This is a genomic window from Bacillus paramobilis (genome assembly GCF_038096195.1).
Taxonomy (GTDB): domain Bacteria; phylum Bacillota; class Bacilli; order Bacillales; family Bacillaceae_G; genus Bacillus_A; species Bacillus_A mobilis.
Genome location: NZ_CP151108.1, coordinates 4,165,204 through 4,189,388, shown reverse-complemented (window position 1 = coordinate 4,189,388; position 24,185 = coordinate 4,165,204). Strand labels below are relative to the sequence as shown.

Annotated in this window: 24 protein-coding genes; 18 read left to right on the top strand and 6 right to left on the bottom strand. The window is 35.6% G+C overall.

Going from position 1 to position 24,185, the window contains the following annotated elements; translation table 11 throughout:
• Positions 1-216 precede the first annotated feature (216 nt).
• Positions 217-2,583, top strand: coding sequence for a DUF6359 domain-containing protein (locus AABL52_RS21450; protein WP_341518364.1), 2,367 nt, complete (start codon positions 217-219; stop codon positions 2,581-2,583).
• A 104-nt stretch (positions 2,584-2,687) separates the two neighbouring features.
• On the top strand, positions 2,688-2,987 hold the full coding sequence (locus AABL52_RS21445) for a hypothetical protein (RefSeq protein ID WP_341518363.1): 300 nt from the start codon (positions 2,688-2,690) through the stop codon (positions 2,985-2,987).
• Between the two features lie 86 nt (positions 2,988-3,073).
• Here AABL52_RS21445 and AABL52_RS21440 read toward each other — a convergent pair whose 3' ends face one another.
• Positions 3,074-3,928, bottom strand: a complete 855-nt coding sequence (locus AABL52_RS21440; protein ID WP_097845294.1) for a hypothetical protein — start codon at positions 3,926-3,928, stop codon at positions 3,074-3,076.
• A gap of 226 nt (positions 3,929-4,154) precedes the next feature.
• Here AABL52_RS21440 and AABL52_RS21435 point away from each other — a divergent pair, with 226 nt between their 5' ends.
• From AABL52_RS21435 to AABL52_RS21420, 4 genes are all read left to right on the top strand, one after another.
• Positions 4,155-4,556 carry a BlaI/MecI/CopY family transcriptional regulator gene (locus tag AABL52_RS21435; RefSeq protein ID WP_341518362.1) on the top strand — a complete coding sequence of 134 codons (402 nt, stop codon included), beginning with the start codon at positions 4,155-4,157 and terminating at the stop codon, positions 4,554-4,556.
• A gap of 2 nt (positions 4,557-4,558) precedes the next feature.
• Positions 4,559-6,457, top strand: coding sequence for a M56 family metallopeptidase (locus AABL52_RS21430; protein WP_341518361.1), 1,899 nt, complete (start codon positions 4,559-4,561; stop codon positions 6,455-6,457).
• Between the two features lie 212 nt (positions 6,458-6,669).
• Positions 6,670-7,242 carry a TetR/AcrR family transcriptional regulator gene (locus AABL52_RS21425; protein WP_000963369.1) on the top strand — a complete coding sequence of 191 codons (573 nt, stop codon included), beginning with the start codon at positions 6,670-6,672 and terminating at the stop codon, positions 7,240-7,242.
• A gap of 215 nt (positions 7,243-7,457) precedes the next feature.
• Positions 7,458-10,535, top strand: a complete 3,078-nt coding sequence (locus AABL52_RS21420; RefSeq protein WP_341519743.1) for a YhgE/Pip domain-containing protein — start codon at positions 7,458-7,460, stop codon at positions 10,533-10,535.
• Positions 10,536-10,687: 152 nt separating this feature from the next.
• Here the strand turns inward: AABL52_RS21420 and AABL52_RS21415 are convergent, their stop codons facing one another.
• Positions 10,688-11,398 (bottom strand): hypothetical protein, encoded by a 711-nt coding sequence (locus tag AABL52_RS21415; RefSeq protein ID WP_341518360.1) that lies wholly within the window; start codon positions 11,396-11,398, stop codon positions 10,688-10,690.
• Positions 11,399-11,739: 341 nt separating this feature from the next.
• Between AABL52_RS21415 and AABL52_RS21410 the strand changes: the two genes are divergently transcribed.
• Both AABL52_RS21410 and AABL52_RS21405 read left to right on the top strand, forming a co-directional pair.
• Positions 11,740-11,952 carry a hypothetical protein gene (locus AABL52_RS21410; protein ID WP_341518359.1) on the top strand — a complete coding sequence of 71 codons (213 nt, stop codon included), beginning with the start codon at positions 11,740-11,742 and terminating at the stop codon, positions 11,950-11,952.
• Between the two features lie 39 nt (positions 11,953-11,991).
• The gene (locus tag AABL52_RS21405; RefSeq protein WP_341518358.1) at positions 11,992-12,297 is read left to right on the top strand and encodes a DUF2087 domain-containing protein; all 306 of its coding nucleotides are present in this window, start codon (positions 11,992-11,994) and stop codon (positions 12,295-12,297) included.
• A gap of 26 nt (positions 12,298-12,323) precedes the next feature.
• On the opposite strand, the gene AABL52_RS21400 is transcribed toward AABL52_RS21405, so the two are convergent.
• Entirely contained in the window at positions 12,324-12,686 is a 363-nt protein-coding gene (locus AABL52_RS21400; RefSeq protein WP_282895647.1) for a PH domain-containing protein, read from the bottom strand.
• A 123-nt stretch (positions 12,687-12,809) separates the two neighbouring features.
• On the opposite strand from AABL52_RS21400, the gene AABL52_RS21395 reads away from it, so the two are divergent.
• Positions 12,810-13,319, top strand: a complete 510-nt coding sequence (locus tag AABL52_RS21395) for a GNAT family N-acetyltransferase (RefSeq protein ID WP_341518357.1) — start codon at positions 12,810-12,812, stop codon at positions 13,317-13,319.
• 116 nt (positions 13,320-13,435) lie between these two features.
• On the opposite strand, the gene AABL52_RS21390 is transcribed toward AABL52_RS21395, so the two are convergent.
• Positions 13,436-13,936 carry a DinB family protein gene (locus AABL52_RS21390; protein ID WP_282895617.1) on the bottom strand — a complete coding sequence of 167 codons (501 nt, stop codon included), beginning with the start codon at positions 13,934-13,936 and terminating at the stop codon, positions 13,436-13,438.
• A gap of 92 nt (positions 13,937-14,028) precedes the next feature.
• Positions 14,029-14,970, bottom strand: coding sequence for a helix-turn-helix transcriptional regulator (locus tag AABL52_RS21385; protein ID WP_341518356.1), 942 nt, complete (start codon positions 14,968-14,970; stop codon positions 14,029-14,031).
• Between the two features lie 197 nt (positions 14,971-15,167).
• Between AABL52_RS21385 and AABL52_RS21380 the strand changes: the two genes are divergently transcribed.
• Positions 15,168-16,184: a LacI family DNA-binding transcriptional regulator gene (locus AABL52_RS21380; RefSeq protein ID WP_000103724.1), complete on the top strand. Its 1,017-nt coding sequence runs from the start codon at positions 15,168-15,170 to the stop codon at positions 16,182-16,184.
• A gap of 39 nt (positions 16,185-16,223) precedes the next feature.
• Here AABL52_RS21380 and yhfH read toward each other — a convergent pair whose 3' ends face one another.
• Entirely contained in the window at positions 16,224-16,352 is a 129-nt protein-coding gene (gene yhfH, locus AABL52_RS21375; RefSeq protein ID WP_000567010.1) for a protein YhfH, read from the bottom strand.
• Between the two features lie 180 nt (positions 16,353-16,532).
• On the opposite strand from yhfH, the gene AABL52_RS21370 reads away from it, so the two are divergent.
• The 8 genes from AABL52_RS21370 to cysT all read left to right on the top strand — a co-directional run bounded on the left by AABL52_RS21370 (position 16,533) and on the right by cysT (position 24,175).
• Positions 16,533-17,267, top strand: coding sequence for an MBL fold metallo-hydrolase (locus AABL52_RS21370; protein WP_340422091.1), 735 nt, complete (start codon positions 16,533-16,535; stop codon positions 17,265-17,267).
• Positions 17,268-17,276: 9 nt separating this feature from the next.
• A complete protein-coding gene (locus tag AABL52_RS21365; RefSeq protein WP_341519742.1) occupies positions 17,277-18,266 on the top strand; it encodes a lipoate--protein ligase in 990 nt (329 codons plus the stop codon).
• Between the two features lie 172 nt (positions 18,267-18,438).
• On the top strand, positions 18,439-18,882 hold the full coding sequence (locus tag AABL52_RS21360) for a hypothetical protein (RefSeq protein ID WP_341518355.1): 444 nt from the start codon (positions 18,439-18,441) through the stop codon (positions 18,880-18,882).
• Positions 18,883-19,028: 146 nt separating this feature from the next.
• Entirely contained in the window at positions 19,029-20,561 is a 1,533-nt protein-coding gene (locus AABL52_RS21355) for a fatty acid--CoA ligase family protein (RefSeq protein ID WP_001055155.1), read from the top strand.
• A gap of 112 nt (positions 20,562-20,673) precedes the next feature.
• Positions 20,674-20,925, top strand: coding sequence for a hypothetical protein (locus tag AABL52_RS21350; RefSeq protein ID WP_000435468.1), 252 nt, complete (start codon positions 20,674-20,676; stop codon positions 20,923-20,925).
• Between the two features lie 84 nt (positions 20,926-21,009).
• Positions 21,010-22,035: an S-layer homology domain-containing protein gene (locus AABL52_RS21345; RefSeq protein ID WP_341518354.1), complete on the top strand. Its 1,026-nt coding sequence runs from the start codon at positions 21,010-21,012 to the stop codon at positions 22,033-22,035.
• 222 nt (positions 22,036-22,257) lie between these two features.
• Positions 22,258-23,313, top strand: coding sequence for a sulfate ABC transporter substrate-binding protein (locus AABL52_RS21340; RefSeq protein ID WP_341518353.1), 1,056 nt, complete (start codon positions 22,258-22,260; stop codon positions 23,311-23,313).
• Between the two features lie 34 nt (positions 23,314-23,347).
• Positions 23,348-24,175, top strand: a complete 828-nt coding sequence (gene cysT / locus AABL52_RS21335) for a sulfate ABC transporter permease subunit CysT (protein WP_341518352.1) — start codon at positions 23,348-23,350, stop codon at positions 24,173-24,175.
• The last annotated feature ends 10 nt before the right edge of the window (positions 24,176-24,185 follow it).

Below are 24,185 nucleotides of genomic sequence, written 5' to 3'. Positions count from 1 at the left end.
CCATTTACATGCCAGTTAAATTTCGATATTTTCTGTTTTCTCTCTCTAATATTATAGAGTGCATTCGTAGAAGGTGTAAAATTATTATTTTGTATTATAGTTTGAAAGCTTGTAAATTAAATAAATTTTTTGTAAAACTTGTCGAAATGTAGTTCTATATAACGAATCATTTGATATGATAGAAATGCTGAGAAAATATGAAATAGGGAGAGGAAAATGGCTGTGAAGAAATTGTTAAGTGTCTTTTTATCATTCATACTATTGCTTTCATTTACTGGAACTTTAGTACAAGCAGAAGAAACGACTTCTATGTCAGTAGAAAAAGCAATTCAAGTATTTAAGCAGCAAGGGAAAGCGAAGGGGATAGTGGAAGGATATATCGTTGGGTATACGCAAAGTCCTTCTAAATACACGAAAGATCCGGCTAAGTTTGATGATACAAACGTAGCAATCGCGGATTCGCCAAATGAAACGAATCCAGACAAAATCATGCCTGTTCAGTTGCCAAAAGGCGATGTGAGAGCGGCAGTAAACGTGAAAGATCATCCTGAAAATATCGGGAAGAAAGTTAGTTTAACAGGGACGCTTGAATTATATTTTAGTAGCCCAGGTTTAAAATCAGTAACAGCTCATAAGTTTCAAGGGGAAGGACAAAACCGTGTTAGCGATGTAGTAGCTTCGCCAAGTGGCGGAGAAATTGCGAAGGGCACAGCAGTAACATTAACGACGAATACAGAAGGAGCAACAATCTACTATACGTTAGATGGCTCTAATCCTACAAATAAAAGCGTTCGTTATAACGGACAAATTATCGTGAATGAAAATAGTGTAATTAAAGCATTTGCAGAGAAAGAAGGGCTTACTTCTTCAGCGATTTCAACATTTTCATTTGTTATCGCAAACAATGAACAGGTTCGTATTCATGATATTCAAGGAAAATCACATATTTCTCCTTACAACGGGAAGAAAGTATACAATGTGGAAGGCGTTGTAACGGCGCTTGATAAAAATGGTTTTTATATAGAAGATAATCAGCCGGATAATGATCCAGCTACTTCAGAAGGTATTTATGTGTACAAAAAAGATGCAAATGTAGTGGTAGGCGATCTTATTCAAGCTGATGGAGAAGTAGAAGAATATGTTGGTCCTGGATATGCAGAGCGATTTGAAACAGACTTAACGACGACCGAAATTAAAGCGAGCCGCGTTGCTGTAATCGCAAAAGATCAAGCTTTACCAGCACCGATTGTACTTGGAGAAAACGGTGTGAAAATTCCTGATCAAATTATCGATAATGATGCATTTGGTTTATTTGATCCAAATGAAGATGCAATCGACTTTTATGAAAGTATAGAAGGTATGCGCGTTACGATGCCAACGCCAAAAATTATTGCACCTCAGAAAAACGGAAATTTATATGTAACAGTGAAAAATGGCGGGAATAAAGTCGTAACGAAATATGGCACACCTGTATTAGATGAAAATCAATTAAACCCAGAGCGTCTTTCTGTAAAAGTACCTCGTGATTATGTAGCAAAAGTAGGAGATACTTTCACTGGAGATATAACAGGAGTAGTCGGATATGATTACGGTGCATTCCGCATCGCGCCAATAACGGAATTACCATCTGTAGTAGACGGTGGATTTAAGCAAATAGGAGCAAATATTCAGCCGCGTCTTGATAAGTTAACAGTTGCTACATATAACATTGAAAACTTCTCGGCGAATAAAAAAGAAACAACAGATGAAAAAGTAAAAGCGTTAGCGTATTCTATTAAATACAATTTAAAAATGCCAGATATTATCGGTGTAGAGGAAATGCAAGATAATAACGGAACGATTAATGACGGGACAACAGATGCTTCATTAAGCGCAAAACGTATCATTGATGCAGTGCTAGAGATTCGCGGGCCAAAGTATGAGTATGTAGAAATTGCTCCGCATAATAATCTAGACGGAGGAGCACCAGGAGCGAATATTCGCGTCGGTTTCTTCTACAACCCATCACGCGTGAAATTAGCAACAGTACCGAAGTTGCTTGATAAAAATGTTGTTCGTATTGGAGACGAAAACCCATTATTTGAAAGTACACGTAAACCGCTTGCGGCAGAATTTACGTTCCAAGGACAAAACGTTGTTGTCGTTGCAAATCACTTAAACTCAAAAATAGGAGATGCAACGCCATTTGGAAAAGTGCAGCCGCTCGTATTAAAGAGTGAAGAAAAACGAGTTCAATTAGCACAAGAAGTAAACAATTTCGTACAAGGAATTCAGAAAAAGAATACGAATGCACCAGTTGTTGTGTTAGGAGATATGAACGATTTTGAGTTTGCTAAACCACTAAAAGCACTAGAAGGAACAAACTTAAAAAATATGTTAAACACAGTGCCGAAAGAGAACCGCTACACGTATATTCATGAAGGAAATGCGCAAGTGTTAGATCATATTTTAGTAACAAACAACATCGCACCACACACAATTGTAGACCCAGTACACTTAAACTCAAACATTATGAAAGAACACGGACGTGTAAGTGATCACGACCCAGTACTTGCTCAAATTGACTTGAAGAAAGCTTCTTAAATCGTTGTAAAAGAACGCTTAGAAATATACTGAGCGTTCTTTTTCTGTAAAAATCATGTTAAAATTAATTAAAAATTCAGTTTTTTATAATGGGGAGGTTAAAAATGCAAGCATGGTTAAATGGAAAATTAATAAATCAGCTTGCCATTTTTTTTAGTACAATCGTCATGTTTCAATTTGTAGCTGAGGTAACAGGACTTACTCAAAATTTAGATATCACGTATAACTTAATACATATAGCATCGTCCTATGTAACGTTTAGTTTGGCAGTCATTTTTACTTTAATAGGTGCAAGAAGAGAATTAAGTAAATATGCAATTATTTTATTATGTTCAGTTGTAGGTATTAAAGCGATTTATTTTGCGGTGTTCGTTATTTTATGGGGATTAGCAGATACGCCGTAAGGGGGAGATGATTATATGAATAATGATAATAAGAGCGTAATTCTCCAAGCTTGCTTAGGGAATTACGCTCTTATTCGTTCAATGATTTAGTCTGAAATTGCTTGAAACGCTTTTCTACATCGATCTCTTTTTTGCAGTCTTCTTCTATATTTTTTCTTATCCCGCTTTACTCCTTGTATATACATGAATAAGCTAACGAGAAGGAAGAAAGTACATTGCATCGTTAAAATGTACGGTGACATGCCTTGCAATGGTTGTTTCGGATCATATAAATGAATAGGTGCTCCGCCTATTGAAGGAAGTATTGTATTTAGCAGGACGTACGGAATGGAGGCAACTGCGAATGGAAAGAGAATCGCCATATAGTCCTTTTGTGACCATACAGATGCAGCAAGTCCTAAAAGAGCCATTAAACCTGCAAATAAAAAATTAATTCCGATATATACAGTAATGTAAGTGAGAGGCGCATCAAAATATAGGTTTGCGAACATTCCATCAGCATTTATGATGCCGGAACCAATAGTAGGTGTTCCGTCTGGAATGGTTAATTTGCAAAATAATAACGATAAGATGAATGGAAGCGTATAAAGAAATCCTCCGCAAAAAAACGTAACGATATATTTCGTTACTGAATAAGGAAATAAAGAAATCCCCTTACTGACAAACGGTTTAAAACCATCTGACTTATCCGAATTGTAACTTGTACTAAAGGGAAAACTCGCAATAACTGGCATTAATAATAAATAAACATCCATTTCATTGTCGCGAAATCCAATCCATTTTATATCTGTTGAAATAGGTCCACTCGCAGCGTCTCCTAAATAACGAATGACATAGTAATAGTGATAAATACAAATAAGAACGAATCCACTAAACATAATAATTAAAGAAATACGACTACAAAAAGCTTGCTTTATATTTAAACGAAGCGCACGCATCATGACTGAAAAAGCCTCCACTATTTTGATAAACTTGTCTATTTTCTATATTACTATTAAATGTAAAGATTTTCTTGTTTTTTTATTTGATTATTTGAAAAAAGGGAAATTTGTTGTTGTTAAGTAAGGTTTAACTGAAAGTATATTTTCTAAAATATGGTTGACAATTAAGTATTACATTTGTAATCTTAATTGTAGATTACAAATGTAATACGAAGGAGTGAAGTATATGACGAATCAATTACCTAAAATATCTGAAGCTGAATTAGAAATTATGAAAGTACTTTGGTCTAACTCTCCACAAACAGCGAATGAAATTATAGAAGAACTAGAGGATGCAATGGACTGGAAACCGAAAACAATCCGTACATTAATTAATCGGTTAGTACAAAAGGAAGCCGTTTCTTATCATCAAGATAAAGGGCGTATGTACGCTTACTATCCGTTAGTATCACAAGATAATTATTTACAAGTTGAAACGAAATCTTTGCTAAAGCGTTTTTGCGGCGCAGCGTTTAAACCATTACTTGTTAATTTCTTAAAAGAGGAAAAACTGTCTTCAGAAGATATTAATGAACTGAAACGCATTTTAGATGAGAAGAAAGAGGAGAATAAGAGGAAGGATAGATAACAATGATAGACATGCTTATAAATGTATACCTTCCTCATTTTTTTGATTGGCTTATAGAAACGTCACTTATGGCCAGTATACTAGTTGGATTTATTTTATGTATAAAAGTTCTATTTAGAAATAAATTAACGCCCCGGTGGCAATATATGCTGTGGATCGTACTAATGATAAGACTCCTTTTACCATGGTCACCGGATAGCTCTTATAGTATTTATTCATTACTTTCTTATAATTCTAGTGTGTCGGAAGTTATTCAAAAAAATACATCTTCACTTGAGAGTACAGTGAATAACGAGATGAAACATACAGCGGAATTAGAATCAAATTCTGAAACTGTAACAAAGAATAGTGAACCTGAAGTAAACGCGAGTGCGGAACAACAGACTACACTTTCTTTATACAAAATTGCTCTATATGTTTGGTTAGCTGGGGTAATCGTATTAGTAATCATCACGTTTATTACAAATAGACGGTTATATTCTTACATAAAGAAACAACCAGATATTACGGATGAACAGGTCGTTACAGTGTTTAATCGCTGTAAGCAGTCTCTGAAAATGAAGAAGGCAGTTTCATTACGTCTAGCGGGAAAGATTGCGAGCCCAACTGTTTTTAGTTTCTTTCGCCCGAAAGTATTACTATCAAAAAAACATATAAAAGTATTAAATGAGCAACAATTACAATATGTCTTTTACCATGAGTTAGCTCATATTAAGAGAAACGACGTAGCTGTAAATTGGATTATGTATAGCTTACTCCTACTAAATTGGTTTAACCCGATTCTTTGGTACGCCTATTTCTGTATGCGAGAAGATCAAGAATTAGCCTGTGATGCATATGCGCTTACTTTTATAGACAAAGAGGAGCAAATTGCATACGGTCATACAATCATTACCCTTTTAGAACATTATTCCTATCAAGTACCAAGCCTAGCAAATTTAAGTAGAAATAAACGAACACTAAAAAGGAGAATCGTTATGATTAAAAAGTTCCAAAAGAAATCGTATCGTCTTTCTTTACTTGGAGTTATTGTCATAGTTACTATAGCATCCCTTTCTTTATTCAACGCACGTGCAACGGAAGGAAAAGAAAAGCAAGAGGATAAAGTAGAGCAGTCAAAGGATGCTTTCCAAAATGCTGTAGATATGCTGTTTGGTACAGAAGAAAATGCGAAAAAAGAATATCGTTATTCAGCAAGAGTGTATGAACAAAAGACAGATTATTTATATTTAGCTGAAAAAAGTTTAACAAAAGATGAATTCCAGCAGTACATAAAATTATATAAAGAAATTATTAATATACAGAAAAAAGGTGCTCCGAGAGATTCTGACTACGAGTCAATATTTTTTAGAGAAGAGCGTTTAACAAAAGATGATCGTGAAAAATTATATGCGCTTTATGATCAGTCAAAACCATTTGATGACAAAGTATATGAATCTTTAAATTACACGGTAAAGGAAGCGCAGCAACATGTCGATTTTCAAATTAAGAAGCCAACTTACACAATTGAAGGATACAATTTGAAGGGTGAAAAGGTAAATTATTTTATTAAGAGAAGACCTGAGTTAATTATTGAATTAGAGTATACAAACGGAAAAGGAAACTATACAACTTATCAATCACAAGTATTTGGAGAAAGTAAAGATCCGTTCCATGCTTTGTTTGTTGTAGAAGAAAATATTGAACAGTACGAATTAGAAGGTAATCAAATATTCTATGCGACTAATAACTCAGATAGTAATTTACAAGGGATGAAGATGATAGTCCCTGCAAAAGGGAACAATAGAGCCTATCAAATTGTTATTATTAATCATAGTTTAGAGCGTCCAGGAGAAGCAGTATTTGATAAAAATGTAAGTAAGGAAGAGTTAGAGAAGATTATGCTTTCTATGCTGAAATAAAAAGAGGTGTTCTTGAGATGTATATTTTGAGAACACCTTTTCCTTTTCTCTTTTCTTCTGATAAACTATGGACAGTATGATATACGCTGACTGGAAATTTTTATACTGGAAATAATAAAAAAGAGAACTTGTATAGAATGTAAGCGTGTGGTAATATCAAAGATGTACTGATTGACTATATTATCCAATTGGTCATTTTTGGAGGTGACGATGTGGCGATAGATCGAAAACGTTCTATTATTGAAGCTGCAACAAAGTCTTTTTCAGCGTTCGGTTATAAAGCAACAACGATGGATCAAGTAGCGAAGTTAGCGAATGTAGGAAAAGGAACGATTTATACTTTTTTCAAAAATAAAGAAGAGCTATTTGGCGAAATTATTTCTAATTTAATTACAGAAATGAAGCAAGTTGCAGAAAATGCAATTCGTTCAGATATTTCATTTTTTGAAAATGTACATAGAGCATTATATAGCATATTAGAATTCAGAAAAGAACATCAGCTCATGATTAAGTTAATTCAAGAAGAGCGCGATATGGGAACGAAAGAAGTACAAGAAGTGATGCAACAAGTAGATGTGGAAATCGTTTCTGTCATTCAATCGTATTTAAAGATTGCGATTGAAAAAGGTGAGATTAGCAAATGTGATCCAGAAATTACAGCATTTATTATGCTTCGCTTATACGTATCGCTTATTTTTGATTGGGAAAAAAATCATGAACCGCTAGAAAAAGAAAAAATTGCAGAATTATTTGAACTTTATTTATTAAAAGGATTGTCAAACTAAGATAATCCTTTTATTATTATAAAAAGTGACCAATTGAATAATTTGGTCATACATTTATTTTAGGGAGGGATAATAGACATATTTACTTCATATGAAGAAACAGTTGCATAGTATAAATTCGGGGATAAGGCATATGTATGAATAGGTATAGCCTTTTTATTTGGGAGAAAATGACCAAATGAACAATTCGGTCATTCGGAAAAGGGGGAGAAATGATGAAATGGAATCAGTTACTTCGTAAAGAGTTTACTGAAATTATAAAAAGTAAAAAAATATTAATTCCAATTATCGCGGTCTTATTCGTACCAATTTTATATGCAGGTATGTTTTTATGGGCCTTTTGGGATCCGTATAAACAGTTAGATGATTTACCAGTTGCGGTAGTTAATTTAGATAAAGGTGCAGTATTTGATGGGAAACCAATTGAGGTTGGAAAAGGGCTCGTTGATAATTTAAAAGATAATACAAGTTTCAAATGGGAGTTTGTAAGTGAAAAAGAAGCGAAAAAAGGAATGGAAGGTAGAAAGTATTACATGTTAGTACGCATTCCAAATGACTTCTCAAGTAACGCTACAACGTTATTAAAAGATGATCCAAAACCATTAAACTTAGAATATATTCCAAACGAAAGCTTAAACTTCTTATCTTCACAAATTGGTGGAACAGCGATTGAAAAAATTAAAGGTGAAGTATCAAGTACGTTAACGAAAACATATGCAGAGAAAATGTTTGATTCCATTAAAGACGTCTCAAAAGGATTAGCAGATGGGGCGGAAGGAGCAAATAAACTACATGACGGATCAAGTGAATTGCACGATGGTTCAAGTAAAGTGACAGATGGCCTTCATACACTTCAAGGAAAGTCTGGGGAGATGAAGGATGGAGCTCAGAAATTAGCAGATGGATCTAATAAGTTAGTAGATGGGTCTGGAAAAGTAACAGCAGGTTTAAATACGTTAAATAGCAAAACGGGTATAGGGAAATTACAAGATGGATCCGGAAAAGTAACAGACGGTTTAAATACGCTAAATGGCAAAACAGGTGAAATGCAGACAGGGATCGGGAAATTAGTAGACGGATCAGGAAAAGTAACAGATGGTTTACATGTACTAAATAGCAATACGGGTATAGGGAAATTAGTAGATGGGTCAGGGAAAGTGACAGCCGGTTTAAATGCGTTACATGGTAAAACAAGTGAGATGCAAACAGGTATCGGAAAATTAGTAGATGGGTCAGGAAAAGTGACAGCAGGTTTAAATACGTTAAATAGCAAAACAGGTGAGATGCAGACCGGTATAGGAAAACTACAAGATGGGTCCGAGAAGGTAACAGCAGGTTTAAATACATTAGTAAGTAAGACAGGTGAATTAAAAACAGGAACAACCGATCTATCAAATGGTATGGAACAATTGGTTGGGGGACAAAGACAATTAGAGGAAGCCTCTCAAAAAATTGAAAAAGGTTTGCAAGATTTAAATAGTAAAGTGAAAAGTTCTGCTGCAGCTTTAGAGGAAATGCAGTCAAAAGGCCCTTCTATATTGAATACAGTAAATGAGAAAATAGATGGAGCTGGGGCGAATGTAAATCAGTTAAATGAACTTACGCAATCAACAGCAGGAGATGCAAAAAATGCAGCGCAAGATGTAGCGAATTTACAAAAGCAAATTGAAAGTTTACCAAAAGAATATCAAGAGCAGTTACAGCCATTCGTAACAAGTGCTGTAAAAAGTACAGCGACAGTTCAGCAAAAAGCTGCCGGAGTAGCAGGTGGAACAAATAAATTAAATGAAGAAGTAAAACAATTAAAAGGTGAAATAAATCAAAAAACAGGCGATGGGCAAAGCAAACTATCGAATCCAGCAGAATTACAATCTTTAACTGTTGGTATTGATCAATTATCCAGTGCACAAAAAGGGTTTGTTGAAAAATTTCAAGGGTTTGGTGCGAAGTTAAATACTGCTAAAGAAGGCGCAAATAAATTTAAAAACGAATCCGGTCAATTAATTGATGCGATAAATCAATTAGCAGATGGTTCGGGTAAAGTAACAGGCGGCCTAGGTACATTATCTGCAGGAGCAAATCAAATGGCAGGTGGTGTAAATCAATTAGCAGATGGCTCAAGTCAAGTAACAGGCGGCCTAGGTACACTATCAGCAGGAGCAAGCCAAATGGCAGGTGGTGTAAATCAATTAGCAGATGGCTCGAGTCAAGTAACAGGCGGTTTAGGTACATTATCTGTGGGTGTAACGAAATTAGCAGATGGCTCAAGCAAAGTAACAGGCGGTTTAGGCACGTTATCTGTAGGAGCAAACCAAATGGCAGGTGGAATAAATCAATTAGCGGACGGCTCAAGTCAAGTAACAGGCGGTTTAGGTACATTATCTGTAGGAGTAACGAAATTAGCAGATGGCTCAAATCAAGTAACAACGGGCCTAGGCAATCTAAATGGTGGTCTAAATAAAATGTCAACAGGCTCAACCCAGCTAATCGACGGCGTAAATAAACTAGCAGACGGATCAGGAAAAGTAACAGATGGCCTCGTAAAAGTAAATGATGGTTCAGGCGAACTTGCTGAGAAACTTGGCGAAGGGGCAGAGAAAACTGGTGAAGTAAAAGGGACGGATAAAACGTATGATATGTTTGCAAGTCCTGTAAAAGTGAAGACGGAGAAAATGGCGGAAGTTCCTAACTACGGAACTGGATTTACACCGTACTTCTTATCACTCGGTTTATTTGTTGGGGCATTACTATTATCAATCGTATATCCATTACGTGATACAGTGGGCGTTCCGAAATCAGGATTTAGCTGGTTTATTAGTAAGTTCGGTGTGTTACTATCAGTCGGTATTATTCAAGCGATTGTAGCAGATGTTATATTGCTATTCGGATTAGGTGTAGAAGTACAAAGTATTCCGTATTTCATACTCTTTAGCATCGTTACAAGTTTAGCGTTTATCGCATTAATTCAATGTTTAGTAACAGCATTTGGTGATGCGGGGCGTTTCATCGCCATCATCACATTAATTATTCAGCTTACAACAAGTGCTGGAACATTCCCATTAGAATTGATTCCGAAGTTTTTACAGCCATTCAATGCTTGGTTGCCGATGACATATTCTGTATCCGGATTGAAAGCAGTTGTATCAAGTGGAGACTTTAACTTCATGTGGCAAAACATAGGAGTACTCATGATTTTCATCGTTGTGTTATCACTTGGAACAATTGCATCCTTAACTTGGATGCACAAACGACAATTTAGAAATATTGCTGAAAATCAATCGATTGAAGCGTAGAAAAAAGCACCTTGTAGGTAAATATATATAACAACTAAACATTAGAATGAAAAGCCTGTATCAATAATTACTAAGTGATTATCGATACAGGCTCTTTTATTGGCTTTGTTCGCAAAGGTTGTTGTTATCAGAGTCTTTTTCTTTTAGTTCTTTCATTCCATTTCTATTCTTTTTAATGCTAATTCAGCTGCTAATTTCCCGTTATGTTGGCCATGTTCTTTAACCCAATTTAGTTTTTCGCTAGCTGGCACGTATCTATGGAAACCTAGAATTTCAGCGGCTCTCTCTTGTACCCACATATCCGAGTCGTCCAAGAGGGGAAGTATTTCATGCAATTGTGCGCGAGGAGTTAAAGCCATAATTGAAAATAAATATTGAGTTCTTTTAGTTTCATTTAATTCATCGTTTTTAAGAAGGTTTTTCAATTCATTAATGGTTTGTACATCTTGCTTTAGTTGCAGTTTATCCGTATTTTCTTTGGAACAAGGATAGTATCTTGGAAGTTCATACCAATCGCTTTCAGGACTTTCTAATAGAGCTTTTATTAACGTTTGTACATGAGGATATACTGGGGATAAATCGATTTCCTCATGGTCTATAAAACAAACTTTTCCTGTTAGTGGCCCTAACATGTAAACACCTACATAATTGGAATTATCATCGGTCCATAATGGGAAAACTTCTGGAATATTAACATCTTCATGTAGGTATAAATACACTTCCATGGCTTCTTCAAAGGATAATAAGCGTATTAAAAAGTCATTCTTGTGCTGCAAATAGATTGGAGTTTTGAAAGCATTCATCATTTCTTGAGGTAATGATATGTTAAAAAAAGTTGCAATTTGATTAAATAAATTGTCCATTATGTATTCTCCATTCATTATATTTAAAACAACCTCGAAATTTGAACCTCTTCATAAATGGAAACGAATGTTTCTTGGGATTTTTTCGGCATCAACAATTTCGTATTCTATTTACTTATAATCCTATAATTTTTTTACTATACATTTATAATACAAAAATTCTTTGCAATAACACCAATGTTTTAGAAAATAGATTTTTTATTTTCTGTATTAATTCAGCTATTCCAGTGTCTCAATCAATTTGTCCTTGGAGCTCTTGCTTTTAATTTCTGATTGCAGTCTAAACGAAAGAAAAGGAATTACAACAATTTATAGAGAAAACTAGATATAGAGGAGTTGATATGATGAAAGGAAATCTTACTTACTATTTTATCGTAAATCCGCTAATCATCTTTCTTGTTTACGCCCTTTCACCTATCTTGTTTCATAAAGAAAAATATATAAATATGAAAGATGCACTAGGAATACTTTTAGTTTACTATGTGCTAATTAGCGGATATTACTTTATGGATGTTATAAGTAAAAGAATGAAGAAGAATAGTAAGGACAAATAATAAAGTTTTATAGCATAAAAACCGATGGAGGACAACAAAATGACTGAAAGTGAAATGAAATTTCGTGATACAACCATTCGTAATTTTTTCGATAAAGAGGACCGTCTAAAATCGATTCCAGGTCAAAAGAAGAAAAAACTAGTATTGTTAGAGCATTTAATTTGCAAATTAAATGCAAAGAATCAGTATACGGAAAAAGAAATGAATACATTCATAAAACAATATCATGATGATTTTTGTACGATTAGAAGAGAATTTATCGTGCATGGGTTTATGGATCGCGAGGATAATATGTATCATATAAACGGGAGAGAAGTTTGGACGAAGTGGGAGGAGTTACAATAATGAATCAGCAGGGGGATCCCCACTGATTATGAGTCTGCGCTAGTGTTGCAGTTTCTATGTAGTAAGTCTACGAACTCTTCAACATTTGAACTAGTAATGTACCCAAGCGTTATATATTCATCTTCATAGTAAAATATTATTTTTTTATCAAAGATTCTTCTCTTCGTTTCTATAGATTGAATTTTTTCATACTTAAATTCGGTAATGAATGTATTTTTAGATTGTCCATAAAAGAGAAGCCTTCTATTAGTAGCCAGTAACATGCCGGGATACGGAACATTATGTGTAATAATATAACTGGTAAGTGAACAATTTAAAGTTGATAAAATCTTTTCTTCTTTATGTAATAGTTGTTTTGCAGCCGTTAAGATTGGATTCATTGTGTACATTCCTTTTATATAGACGTAAAAATATTGTATCAAAAGTGAAAAGGTTCTCAATATGTAATATTGCATATTGAGAATTTTATAGTTTAAATATTATTTTTTAGGAAAAGGGTAAGAGGTGATTCAATGATACGATTAGCAAAAGAGATTGATGCAGAACCCATTATGAATATTAGAAAAGAAATTATACTATCGGAAACTACTACAAAGTTTTTTATAGTATCTCCAAATAAATTGCCAAATGATATGAATGCAGAAAGAGAAAAGATACGGAAAAGTCATGAGAAAGGTAATCTCTACATAGTTTATGAAGTAGATAATAAGGTGGTCGGCTTTTTACTTTTCAATCGATATGAACTAGACCGCTTACGACATGCAGGCACAATGGGAATGGGGATTAAGGAGGCGTACTGTAATCAAGGCATTGGTACGAAGCTAATTGAATTTCTTATTCGTTGGGCTAAAGAGCAGAAAGGTTTAGAGAAAATTTGCTTAGGCGCAGTTTCTATTAATGATAGGGCAATTAAAGTGTACAAACGGATGGGATTTGTAGAAGAAGGAAGACAAAGAAAGCAAATTAAATATGAAGATGGATCATATGGGGATGACGTATTGATGGGGTTTTATATTGAATAACAAAGAGGAGTCTTCTATTGATAGCAAGTGGGAATTTATGAATTGTATAGGCGGTGCATATTCTAGTGAAGAGACTGCCAATATTGGCAGTCTCTTTTTAGTGGAATTGTTAACACTTAGCAAACCTTAAGTTCCAATCTTTCTTTCTGACGAAGATGATGAGCAAAATGCATAGAAATAAGTTGGAACCATTCTGCTGCATGTAAGTAACCAAGCCCAGGATGTTCGACTTTACAATCACTTGGAATAGAAGAAAGTGTTGGCTCAATGTCTTTAACAACTGTAATTAATTCTAGCATACGTTTTTGTATTTCTTCTTTATTAGAGGGGTTTTCAGGTGTATATCCAGGATGATTTGGTACTTTGATTTGTATATCCGGGAAAGCACCAAGTTTATATACTTTTTCACCCATATCCGTTTTCTTGTTAGTTGCTGATGGTGTTTCAGTTTTACATTTCGCGATTGCATCTAACTGCATATATGTAGAAGCAATTAAATGATTATACATTTGACCAAGAGACCATTCTTCGCTAGACGGCTTCGTCCTAAATTGCTCTATAGAGTACCTTTCTAATTCCTCTATGTAATACGTAGCTAATTCCTCAAATTTCTTCATATTGCTAACTCCTTTTTATGAAAATGTATTTGTTACTACCTACTATAAAGAAGTAATGCTGACAACATTATGTCAGTAGTGAAATGAAACAATTAAAGTCGTAACATTTTTTTTGCTTCATCACGGATTTTCTCAGAAAGAATTTTTGGCTCAAGTACTTGCACTTGGCTTCCCCAACTTAATACCCATTGAAATACTTCGTCTATGCTTCTTGATTTCAAAAAGACGTGAAAACCGTTATCTCTATGTTCATATGAATCTATAAAATAATATCGTGATTCAATAATTTTATGTGCAATATGAGATGGAAACAATAAATGAATCATAACAGTACGATTGCTTTCAGGCTTATAGTTTTGTAAAGAAAAGTCTTTCGGTTTTGTGAAAAATTCTTGTTCTTGCTGTAACGTATCCATACGATCTAAGCGGAAATTGCGTATTTGTTTTCGAAGTAAACAGTGGGCAACGATGTACCAAATTCCTGAAATATTGACTAAGCCATAAGGATGAACGGTCCGCTTTATTTTTGTAGTTTCTCTCGGTTTCCGATAAGAAAAAGAGATAGCTTGTTCTTTTTGAATAGATTCTTGCAATAGGAGAAGTTGATTTTCTAGTTTTTCTTGTTCAGATTGCTGATGTGAAAATATAGGAGAAAGGAAACGAAAAGTTTCTCGTAATTCCTGGGCTTTCTTTTGTTGATCAGCAGGGAGAACAATTTCAAGTTTCTCTTTTGCTGATCGTGCATGTACAGAAAAAGAAGAAGTGAAAGTTTTCTCGATATAATCACCGCCTAGTAAAAGAGTAACAGCCTCTTCAGGCGTAAGCTGAATGGGGGGCAAGAAATAACCATCCATTAATGAATAACCGTGACCAGGCATTGAATAAATAGGAACACCCGATTCGTTAAGTGCATCCATGTCTCGATAAATAGTCCTTATACTTGTTTCGAATTTTTCAGCTAAGCTTTTTGCTGTAACAGTTTGTCTTCTTTGTAATTCAATTAATATGGCTAATAAACGATCTGTCCGATTCATGAAATATCACCTTCAAATTTTTATAAATATGCTTACTATAAACTTCTAAAAGCAGTATGTTTTCCCCTCCCATTAACATACTTTTCCCTATGTATAATATTAATATAGTAAAATCATAACAACCCATATTGCAGTTTCCAATAATATACTATATAATCAATTTAAGAAAACGTTTTCATGCAAAGGGGGAGAATTTCGTGTCGACTATAGAGGACGTGGCGAAATTAGCGGGGTTATCAAGGACAACGGTTTCTAGGGTGATTAATAATCATCCATATGTTTCAGATGAGAAGAAAAAAAGGGTTCAATTAGCAATGAAGCATTTAGGCTTTGTTCCTAATTCTGCGGCGAGAAGGCTTCGTAAACAAAAGACGGAAACAATTGCGGTGCTAGTTCCAAGGATTACAAATCCTTTCTTCAGTAGATTTATCGAAGCAATCGAGATTGCTGCTTCTGAACATAAATATAAACTGATTATTTGTCAAACAAGATATTTACCGGAAAAAGAGATGGAGTATTTACAATTATTATCTACGAAACAAGTAGATGGGATTATTCTATGTTCACTAGAAAATCCGTGGGAAGATGTAGAGCCATACTTACAGCACGGTCCAATCGTGTTATGTAATGAATATATTGAGGAAGCAAATGTTCCAACAGTGAAGTTTGATCATGCGCAAGGAGCATACATAGCTGCTAAGCATGTGTTAGAACAAGGATATCGTAATCTTATTTTTTGTCGTGGTAACGAAACCAAAGTGGTTAGCCAACAGCGAAAAATGGGCTTTTTACGTGCCATAACGGAGAAGAGCCGCCAAGTAGAAGCGATCGATTTTCTTGAAAACGCTTTCTCTTGGGATGATGGAAAGAGAATATTCCATGAAGTATTAAAGGACAAAAAAAATCCTACCGCGATTTTGGCAGGAGGTGACGAGGTTGCAGCTGGAATTATTTCAGAGGCGAAACGCCATGACTGGAGCATTCCAGATGATCTCGCTGTTATCGGTTTTGATAATCAAATATTATCACAGATTACAGAGCCAGGTATTACGACAATTGAGCAGCCAATCGATGAGATGGCCCGAAAGGTTGTCGACCTGATGATGGATAAAATCCATACGAAAAATTATCGACAAAAAGAATTGTATGAGTTTGAACTGGAGCTCTTGGTGAAAGGTTCAACGATGAAGAAGGATACGATGTTATTAGCCTAGTAGACTATGTCTGCTAGGTTTTTTTATGTTCATAAACTACTATTCTTCGTGAACGCAGTCATCACATTTGTTATGGTATGCTTCGTGCTGCTCATCAATTTCTTTCCCACAGTGCGCACAAGTTTTCGTCGGTAAATTTCTGAAAAACTCCATTGGTTGATCGATCATGTCAATCCCTCCATTTCCATTTCTTACTATCATTGTATTAGTACAAATAACGAAAGTCAACAACTGTTTTATAACAAAATTGAAAATTAATGAAAAAGTTTAGGAAATGGATTATAGTTAACAATGTAGGATGTAAGTGAAACATGCATTCCTACTCGGTTTTAGAAAGGATGGATACATATGAAAATGACTGTTGTCGGCTTTTGGGGCGGTTTTCCAGAAGCGGGAGAAGCAACGTCGGGGTATTTGTTTGAACAAGATGGTTTTCGTTTACTTGTAGACTGTGGTAGTGGTGTACTAGCACAGCTTCAAAAATATATAACACCATCTGATATAGATGCAGTTGTACTTTCGCATTATCATCACGATCATGTTGCGGATATTGGGGTATTGCAATATGCGAGATTAATTACGAGTGCGACAACAAGGCAACTACCGGAGTTACCAATATACGGTCATACGTTTGACGAGAATGGATTCCATTCTTTAACGCATGAACCACATACGAAAGGAATTGCGTACAACCCAGAAGAAACACTTCAAGTTGGACCATTCTCGATTTCATTCTTAAAAACTGTTCATCCTGTTACATGCTTTGCGATGCGTATTACAGCTGGTAGTGACGCTGTAGTATATAGCGCGGATTCCAGTTATATTCCTGAATTCATTCCATTCACAAAAGATGCTGATCTTTTTATTTGTGAGTGTAATATGTATGCACATCAAGAAGCGGCAAAAGCAGGACATATGAATAGTACAGAAGTAGCAAGTATTGCGAAAGATGCGAATGTAAAAGAACTTTTATTAACGCACTTACCGCATGCAGGAAACCCATCTGATTTAGTAACAGAGGCAAAACAAATTTTCAGTGGCCATATTACGCTAGCGCATAGTGGCTACGTATGGAACTCATGAGGTGATATGATGTTATTTATTGATAATAAAGGAATTACAGATCCTAGAATAAACTTAGCAATTGAAGAATATTGTGTGAAGAATTTAGATATTAACGAAACATATTTACTGTTCTACATTAACGAACCTTCCATTATCATTGGTAAAAACCAAAACACAGTAGAAGAAATTAATGCAGATTACGTAAAAGAAAAAGGTATTCATGTCGTTCGTCGTCTATCAGGCGGAGGCGCAGTATATCACGATTTAGGAAACTTAAACTTCAGCTTTATTACGAAAGATGATGGAGACAGTTTCAGCAACTTCAAAAAATTCACAGAGCCTGTAACGAAAGCGCTTGGTAAATTAGGCGTAAATGCAGAACTAAGTGGTCGTAACGACATTTTAGCTGAAGGTAGAAAAATTTCAGGTAACGCGCAGTTCTCAACGAAAGGTCGTATGTTCAGTCACGGTACGTTACTATTTGACTCTGAAATCGATCACGTCGTATCAGCGTTAAAAGTAAAAATGGATAAGATCCAATCAAAAGGAATCAAATCAATCCGTAGCCGCGTTGCGAACATTACAGAATTCTTAAACGAAAAAATGACAACAGAAGAGTTTAGACAACTTCTTCTAGAAACAATTTTCGAAGGGGAAACAGAAATTCCGATGTACGAATTAACAGAAAATGATTGGAAAGAAATCCATAAACTTTCTGAAGAGCGTTACCAAAATTGGGATTGGAACTACGGAAAATCTCCGAAGTTCAACTTACAACATTCACACCGCTTCCCCGTTGGACAAGTTGACGTTCGTCTTGAAGTGAAAAAAGGAACAGTAACAGAATGTAAAATTTACGGTGACTTCTTCGGTTCGCTAGATGTACATGACATTGAAGAGCGTCTAACAGGTGTACAATTTGATAAAGATGCATTCACTGTAGCTTTAGAGGGCGTAGATATCGCACGTTACTTTGGTAATATTACAACAGAAGATTTCTTACATTTATTCTTCTAAAAATAAGGGAGGCTGCCGTAACTGGCAGCCTCTTTTTTTTACGTAGATTGTCGCGTTTTGTTGGTAAGTCGATATATTTTAAAAATCGCCGATATAATTTCACTCACCATAAAATCACAGGACATTTGCTCCTCGTAAAGGAATATATATATTCAAAAGGAGGCGGTTCGAAATGAAAAGGGTAATGTACGTTGTATTACTACTCAGCCTCGTCATCGGAATGACAGCGTGTAGCGATGAAACGTCCTCAAGTCGCACACTTTTATCTATTGGAAAGCCAGCGAAGGATAATGTTATATATTTTACGCATACAGATAACAAACGAAAGATAGATGATATACAAACAATGTTTCAAAATAAGGAATGGAAAAGAAATGAAACGTTTAGTACGGTGAATAAAACACCAGATCTTGTCTTGTTGATAGATGAGGCCAATAATGGGTTACCGACATTATATGTTACATTGTTTTTTCATGAAAATGGAGCGGATGCATTCAACTTGTATGGGGAGCATACGAGCTTGAATAAAGAGGAACTAGAAAAACTTAGCGAAAAGATGAGTGCATATTATCCTGAAATGATTTTAGCATTCGTTTCATCATTTGCTAATAAATGAAATTCCCTTATCTTTCCAAAGGAAGTCGATAGGAGGTGATCGTTGTATATGCAGTTAATGGAATATCACTTGCTACTTTAATTTTCTTTTAATATAATTAATTTAGAATTTTTAAATATTCTAAATTTTATAAAGGTGGGGTTTGTGTGAATCTCGTTCAATCTTTGGCTGAAACGGCAAAAAAGAAGGGGGATAAACCGGCTTATATATTTATGGATCAGTCGGTCTCGTATGACCAATTAAACAAAATGGTCACAAGGTTTTCTAGCAATTTAGCAGCAATGGGCATTGGAAAAGGGGACAATGTCGCATTAGTTGTTGGAAACTCACCACATTTTTTGGTCGGTTTATATGGAACAATGAAAGCTGGAGCGACAGTTATTCCAGTTAATCCAATTTATACAGCAGACGAAATGCATTACATTTTACAAAATGGAGATGTAAAAACAATCATCGTACTCGACGTCCTTCTACCTGTTATACAATCTCTTACAACAAGACTTCCTTCACTTGAAAACATCATCATATGCGAAACCTCATCAGATTTTAACCATACAGAAACTGAAAAAATGAAAACGTTTACGACAATGATAGGGGCTGGAGATTTAACTTACGAAGGCCCAGAGCTAGATGAAGAAGATGTAGCGGTTATTCTATACACTTCAGGCACGACTGGAAAACCGAAAGGCGCTATGTTAACACATAAAAATTTATATAGTAATGCGAGCGATGTGGCGTCGTATTTACAATATACGGCTGATGACCGCGTCGTTGCGGCACTGCCTATGTTCCATGTATTTTGTTTAACAGTGGCGGTCAATGCGCCGATTGTGAACGGGGCGACTATTTTAATGTTACCGAAATTTAGTCCGAAAGAAGTATTCCGTATTTGTCGCACGTACGAACCAACGATTTTTGCTGGTGTACCGACGATGTACAATTATTTATATTTATTCGAAGAAGCAAGCGCAGAAGATGTGAAGACGCTTCGTCTTTGTATTTCAGGTGGTGCATCAATGCCTGTTGCTCTTCTGCAAAACTTTGAAAAACGTTTTGACGTTATCGTTTCAGAAGGATACGGTTTATCAGAAGCATCACCAGTAACTTGTTTTAACCCGCTAGATCGTCCGCGTAAACCTGGGTCGATCGGTACAAATATTTGGCATGTAGAAAACAAAATTGTGAATGAACTTGGGGAAGAAGTACCTGTCGGTGCAGTTGGCGAATTAATTGTTCGCGGGCCTAACGTTATGAAAGGATACTATAACGCACCAGAAGATACAGCAGCGACATTGAAAGACGGCTGGCTGTATACAGGAGACTTAGCGAAAAGGGATGAAGAAGGTTACTTCTATATCGTTGATCGTAAAAAGGATATCGTCTTAGTTGGTGGTTATAACGTATACCCTCGTGAAGTAGAGGAAGTATTATATACACACGAATCTGTAGCAGAGGTTGTCGTAATTGGCGTTCCTGATGAAAACTTAGGGGAAGCAGTACGAGCTTACGTCGTTCTGAAACAAGCTCACGTAACAGAAGAAGAACTGATGCACTATTGCACGTTACATTTAGCAAAATATAAAGTGCCAATGAGTATCGAATTTTTAACAGAATTGCCGAAGAATACGACAGGTAAGTTGTTAAGAAGAGCGTTAAAAGAGAAAGCGATGCAAGTATAAAAATAGGGGCAACCATCTTTATGAAGGTGGTTGCCTTTGTATTTTTTAGCATTGACTAAGCTATAACCCCATATATTTAAACCGTAATATAACTAATAAGGAGGAGATATACGTGGAGCAAAAGGAATTACGTTTACGGAGAGTTCAATACCTGATTTGTGACATTATGGATGAAATGAACGCGGAAAGTGAGAAGAAAAACTTAGAAATTTTGCAGCAAGTAATCGATCATCTTTCAGGTGCGATAGGTGATTTAGTTGATCCATCAAGCTCGTATTCTATCGATTATTTAGAAAGGAAAGTTCATACGGCACATTACTTACTATTTAAAAATGAACGAAAGGCATATTTGTGCAGGAAATGATATTTTTTATTTGACATTGATAATCATTATCAATATGATGGTTATGTTGGGTATAATCATATAAAGAGAGAGGTCATGTTGATAATGATTAAGAAAAAATATGTTAATGCGTTCGTTATAGCAGCAACTTTAGCAGTTCCATTCAGTGGTATTATGGCACCGATTGCGAAAGCAGAAGCGGCAGTAGAAATGAAAGCAGCTAGCAAACTAGCAGATGGCACATATGACGTTATTTTAAAGACTTATAAAGATCAAACGAATGATACATCAGTTGCATCTACATATTTAAAAAATCCAAAAGTAACGATTCAAGGTGATAAAAAAATCGTTACATTAAAAGTTCAAGATAGTAGCTATTTTCAGTATCTTAGAGTAGAAGATCCAAATAAAATAGGGACATTCCATGATGTAAAAGTAATCTCCGAAGATAAAGCGAATAATGGCACGAAAGTTGTTCAATTTGAAATCGGTGAGTTCTCGAAAAAATATAATATGCAAATGCATATATTAATTCCAGCAATTAAATATGATCATAAATATCAACTACAGTTTGAAATCGATGCAAGTGCAATTGAACAGAAGCCTAAATTCTCTGATGTACCAGCTTGGGCACAAGAATCAGTTCAATATTTAGTAGATAAAGAAGCAGTGCACGGTAAGCCAGACGGTACATTTGCTCCGGCTGAAAATATCGATCGTAGTTCAGCTGCAAAAATATTAGCAACTGTGTTAGGGTTAGAAATTAATAAAGATGCAAAGCCATCATTCCCTGATGCACAAAATCACTGGGCTACACCGTACATCGCAGCAGTTGAAAAAGCAGGTATTGTAAAAGGTGATGAGAGCGGTAACTTTAATCCGAACGGAATCATTAACCGTGCATCAATGGCTACGATGCTAGTAAATGCATATAAATTAGAAAGAAATGAAAATATGAAACTACCAAAAGAATTTGCGGACTTAAAAAATCATTGGGGTGCGAAGTATGCCAATATTTTAATTCAAGAAAACATTTCAGTTGGAACAGATAATGGCTGGGCTCCAGATAAAGCGGTAAGCCGCGCGGAAGCAGCGCAATTTATTGCGAAGACGGATAAGTTGAAGAAATAAATTGAAACTGTAATCAGTGAGGGACGATCCTCACTGATTTTTATTTAGGAAGAAAAAACAAAATCCAAGTTGACACATATGAATTACGGAATTAAAATGAAAAGAAATCGAATAGAATAAAATACATTAGAAGCTAATCAGATAAACTGAAGGCGCACAATGTTCACTTTTGTGAATAGATTGTGTGCCTTTTTCTATTGTATAAACTAAGGGGGCTTAACAATGAAAAAGTGGGGTAAGACAGCGTTTATGAAAAGTACAGGTGTTTTATTATCAGCAGTTGTGCTTTTATCAGGGTGTGGTTCGGCAACATCCACTAGTAATTCTGAAGGAAGTGGAGATAAAAAAACAGTTGAGCTTTTAAATGTTTCGTATGATCCAACTAGGGAATTATATCAAGACTTCAATAAAGAATTTGCGAAGTATTGGAAAGAGAAGAATGGGCAAACAGTAAATGTAAAACAATCACACGGAGGATCTGGAAGTCAGGCGCGTTCTGTTATTGATGGTTTAGAAGCCGATGTTGTTACGTTAGCACTTGCTTATGATATTGATGCGATTAGCAAAAAGAAACAGTTAGCAGAAGACTGGCAGAAGCGATTTGCGGATAATTCGACTCCGTACACATCAACAATTGTATTTCTTGTGCGAAAAGGAAACCCGAAAGGAATTAAAGACTGGGATGATTTAACGAAAAAAGGTGTGTCTGTCATTACGCCAAATCCGAAAACATCAGGCGGAGCACGTTGGAACTATTTAGCGGCGTGGGGATACGCACTGAAAAAATATAATAATAGTGAAGATAAGGCGAAAGAATTTGTTGGCCAAATTTATAAAAACGTGGAAGTACTTGATTCAGGAGCACGCGGAGCAACGACAACATTTGTTGAAAAAGGAATTGGAGACGTATTAATCGCGTGGGAAAATGAAGCGTTGTTATCACAAAAAGAACTTGGAAAAGATAAATTTGAAATTGTAACACCGTCTATTAGTGTACTTGCGGAACCACCAGTAGCGGTTGTAGATAAAGTCGTTGATAAAAAAGGAACGAAAAAAGTAGCAGAAGGATATCTGGAATATTTGTACTCAGAAAAAGGTCAGGAGATTGCGGCGAAAAACTTTTATCGTCCTCGTAATGAAAAAGTAGCAGAAAAATATGCATCTCAATTCCCAAAGGTTCAATTATTTACAGTAGATGAGTTATTTGGTGGCTGGAAAAAAGCACAGGAAAAACACTTTAATGACGGCGGCGTATTCGATAAAATGTATCAAAAATAATGAGCGCTGCTAAAGGGGGATGAGGTGAAAGAAGATGAGAAAGAAACGTGTTTTACCAGGGTTTGGATTATCTCTTGGATTTACAATGCTGTATATGAGTTTATTTGTACTTATACCACTTTCTATCGTATTTATTCAAACTTCACAGTTAGGTTGGAAGAAGTTTGCAGAAGTTATAACGAACGAGCGTGTGTTACATTCCTATCAAGTTAGCTTGACAACTTCATTTGCAGCGGCCGTTGTAAATGCCATTTTCGGCTTATTAATTGCTTGGGTACTCGTTCGATACACATTTCCAGGGAAACGACTATTAGATGGACTCATTGATTTGCCGTTTGCCCTCCCTACAGCTGTAGCTGGTATTACACTTACCACTTTATATGCGGAAAATGGCTGGATTGGAAAATTATTAAGCGTGTTTCATATAAAAGTAGCATTCACACAACTTGGAATAATCGTTGCGCTTACTTTTATCGGTTTACCATTTGTCGTTCGGATGGTGCAACCAGTGCTTCAAAATATTGATAAAGAAATAGAAGAAGCGGCCTCGAGTTTAGGGGCATCACGCTTTCAAATATTTATGAAAATCATTTTACCAGAAATCTTTCCCGCTCTTCTGGCGGGTTTTTCACTCGCATTTGCACGGGCATTAGGAGAATACGGATCTGTCGTTTTCATCGCGGGGAATATGCCGATGAAAACAGAAATTGCACCACTGATGATCATGACAAAACTAGAACAATATGATTATGCGGGCGCAACAGCTGTAGCGACTGTAATGCTTATTGTTTCTCTCCTTTTCCTTCTTCTTATCAATATGATTCAAAGCTGGAGCAGAAGGCATGAACTGAAAAGCGAATAGGAGGGGAGAA

Coding starts and splice junctions, on each gene's coding strand:
- AABL52_RS21445 (WP_341518363.1), top strand. CDS start 2,688: ATGCAAGCATGGTTAAATGGAAAATTAATAAATCAGCTTGCCATTTTT.
- AABL52_RS21450 (WP_341518364.1), top strand. CDS start 217: ATGGCTGTGAAGAAATTGTTAAGTGTCTTTTTATCATTCATACTATTG.
- AABL52_RS21395 (WP_341518357.1), top strand. CDS start 12,810: ATGATACGATTAGCAAAAGAGATTGATGCAGAACCCATTATGAATATT.
- AABL52_RS21435 (WP_341518362.1), top strand. CDS start 4,155: ATGACGAATCAATTACCTAAAATATCTGAAGCTGAATTAGAAATTATG.
- yhfH (WP_000567010.1), bottom strand. CDS start 16,352: ATGATCGATCAACCAATGGAGTTTTTCAGAAATTTACCGACGAAAACT.
- AABL52_RS21415 (WP_341518360.1), bottom strand. CDS start 11,398: ATGGACAATTTATTTAATCAAATTGCAACTTTTTTTAACATATCATTA.
- AABL52_RS21365 (WP_341519742.1), top strand. CDS start 17,277: ATGTTATTTATTGATAATAAAGGAATTACAGATCCTAGAATAAACTTA.
- AABL52_RS21360 (WP_341518355.1), top strand. CDS start 18,439: ATGAAAAGGGTAATGTACGTTGTATTACTACTCAGCCTCGTCATCGGA.
- AABL52_RS21405 (WP_341518358.1), top strand. CDS start 11,992: ATGACTGAAAGTGAAATGAAATTTCGTGATACAACCATTCGTAATTTT.
- AABL52_RS21390 (WP_282895617.1), bottom strand. CDS start 13,936: ATGAAGAAATTTGAGGAATTAGCTACGTATTACATAGAGGAATTAGAA.
- AABL52_RS21440 (WP_097845294.1), bottom strand. CDS start 3,928: ATGATGCGTGCGCTTCGTTTAAATATAAAGCAAGCTTTTTGTAGTCGT.
- AABL52_RS21400 (WP_282895647.1), bottom strand. CDS start 12,686: ATGTACACAATGAATCCAATCTTAACGGCTGCAAAACAACTATTACAT.
- AABL52_RS21385 (WP_341518356.1), bottom strand. CDS start 14,970: ATGAATCGGACAGATCGTTTATTAGCCATATTAATTGAATTACAAAGA.
- AABL52_RS21430 (WP_341518361.1), top strand. CDS start 4,559: ATGATAGACATGCTTATAAATGTATACCTTCCTCATTTTTTTGATTGG.
- AABL52_RS21420 (WP_341519743.1), top strand. CDS start 7,458: ATGAAATGGAATCAGTTACTTCGTAAAGAGTTTACTGAAATTATAAAA.
- AABL52_RS21340 (WP_341518353.1), top strand. CDS start 22,258: ATGAAAAAGTGGGGTAAGACAGCGTTTATGAAAAGTACAGGTGTTTTA.
- AABL52_RS21410 (WP_341518359.1), top strand. CDS start 11,740: ATGATGAAAGGAAATCTTACTTACTATTTTATCGTAAATCCGCTAATC.
- cysT (WP_341518352.1), top strand. CDS start 23,348: ATGAGAAAGAAACGTGTTTTACCAGGGTTTGGATTATCTCTTGGATTT.
- AABL52_RS21370 (WP_340422091.1), top strand. CDS start 16,533: ATGAAAATGACTGTTGTCGGCTTTTGGGGCGGTTTTCCAGAAGCGGGA.
- AABL52_RS21345 (WP_341518354.1), top strand. CDS start 21,010: ATGATTAAGAAAAAATATGTTAATGCGTTCGTTATAGCAGCAACTTTA.